A 1,609-nucleotide genomic window follows, 5' to 3' on the forward strand; every position below is an offset into this window, starting at 1 on the left:
CGCGGGCAGCCACGCCGGTTCGACAATCGAGTTGCGGCAGGTCACCGAGGGGCAGCGCCAGGTGTATTGGGCGCGGTAGCGGCCCCACCGCCGGGTCGGGTTCTTCCAGCCCTGCACCGCGGTTATTTCCCGATCACAGTGGGCGCACCAGGCTTTCGGGCGGGTCCACCGGTTCAGGTCCGGGGCACGGTCACCGGTGCGCCAGCACACCACATACAACCGGTCCCGGGACTGCGGAGCAGGAGCGCCCGCGGCTTGAGCGTGCATCGAGTTGAGATACACGACCTCATGGCGGTAGCCGAGCAGGTCCAGGGCTTGCAACCACGCGGGCCACATCACCCACTTGGCCGCGTCGACGACGTTCTCCACGATGATCGCCCGATACTGGTGGTACTCGGCGAAGCGCACGACATCCCACATCGTCGCGCGGGAGCGTTCGGCCGCCTCGTCGGGCAGGATCTCCCCGAACAGGTCCGGGGTGGAGTCGATGTTGCGGCGGCGGCCCCGGGCGACACTGTGATTGGTGCACGACGGGGACGCCCACAGCACATCGGTGCGGGGGAACAACCGCGGATCCACCTGCGACAGGTCCGCGCACGCGTGATCGGTGCCGGGGTGGTTGGTGTTGTGGGTGTCCACCGCCAGCCGCCAATGGTTCGCGGCCATACGGACGACGACGCCGGGAACCTCGGTGGCGCCGGTACTGGAACCGCCGGCGCCACAAAATAGATCGGTCACGGTGAGCATCACGCGGCCTCCGGTCCGTAGTCATCGATCATGGAGTCCCAACCGGGAGCGTCACCGGTTTCCACCAGCAGCCGCACCGCGACCGCGACCGGATCCAGGCCGGAGCGTTCCAGGTGGCAGCGACGACGCGAGCGGATATCGACAACCACGTCGGAGTCCTCGCGGCGGGTGGTGTTCTTGGTCATGGCTGGGTCTCCGATTCGTAGATGCCGCAGGTGATGCAGGCGCGATCACGGTGGATGTTGATGGCGGGCAGGTTGTTCCAGGCCGACCAGAGGGAGCCGGACCAGATATGTCCGTGCTCCTCACACCGGCGGATGGCTCGGCAGCCGTCGCAGGTGAGGACCTGGCCGTCGAAGTCCCACCCGGTGACGATGTGCTCGTTGCTGAAATGGGCTGCCGCGTCATCGATGGAGACGAACATCGTCGGGTACTCGCCGTCGACGCTGTAGACGTCTCCGCAGCCGTGGCAGCAGGCGATGACATGGGTTTCGGTGACGAATCCGGTGTTCATGCCGCCACCGGTCCTTCGTCGCCGAGGTCATCGGGATCGAAACCCGTGTAATCCTGTGTGGGACCGCTGATTTCGGGTGCAGGGGAGTAGGTGTCGACGATGCGGTCGATCTCGGCGTCGGAGACCCAGAACGCGCGCACCCGCACGAATCCGGTGGTGCCGTCCTCCCCGACATAGCCGACACCGGGGGTGTGCTCGGAGATCTTGTCGCACAACGCGCCCCGATCCTTCGCGCCCTGGCCGTGGACCATCGCGGTTTGGGTGGGTTCGTCCAGGCGTAGCCCGATCCGGACCGGGAACAACTGCCGGTTGGGCATCGTCTCCTTCGACGGGTCCTGCAACGCCGCC

3 protein-coding genes and 1 pseudogene are annotated in these 1,609 nt (G+C 66.7%); all 4 read right to left on the minus strand.

Annotated elements, in window-relative coordinates; all coding sequences use genetic code 11:
* Window positions 1-747 (minus strand): DNA cytosine methyltransferase (locus ACW2Q0_RS31065; protein WP_457194486.1); only part of this gene is annotated, 747 nt, incomplete at its 3' end.
* A complete protein-coding gene (locus tag ACW2Q0_RS31070) occupies window positions 747-932 on the minus strand; it encodes a hypothetical protein (protein ID WP_457194487.1) in 186 nt (61 codons plus the stop codon). The genes ACW2Q0_RS31065 and ACW2Q0_RS31070, both read right to left, overlap by 1 nt.
* Window positions 929-1,261, minus strand: a complete 333-nt coding sequence (locus tag ACW2Q0_RS31075; protein WP_457194488.1) for a hypothetical protein — start codon at window positions 1,259-1,261, stop codon at window positions 929-931. Before ACW2Q0_RS31075 ends, ACW2Q0_RS31070 begins: the two co-directional genes overlap by 4 nt.
* Window positions 1,258-1,609, minus strand: a pseudogene (locus ACW2Q0_RS31080) (FtsK/SpoIIIE domain-containing protein); the annotation flags it as partial. The gene ACW2Q0_RS31075 and the pseudogene ACW2Q0_RS31080, both read right to left, overlap by 4 nt.

The organism is Nocardia citri (assembly GCF_054065835.1).

Excerpts from the sequence above, each read along its gene's own strand:
- ACW2Q0_RS31070 (WP_457194487.1), bottom strand. The coding sequence starts at position 932 with ATGACCAAGAACACCACCCGCCGCGAGGACTCCGACGTGGTTGTCGAT.
- ACW2Q0_RS31075 (WP_457194488.1), bottom strand. The coding sequence starts at position 1,261 with ATGAACACCGGATTCGTCACCGAAACCCATGTCATCGCCTGCTGCCAC.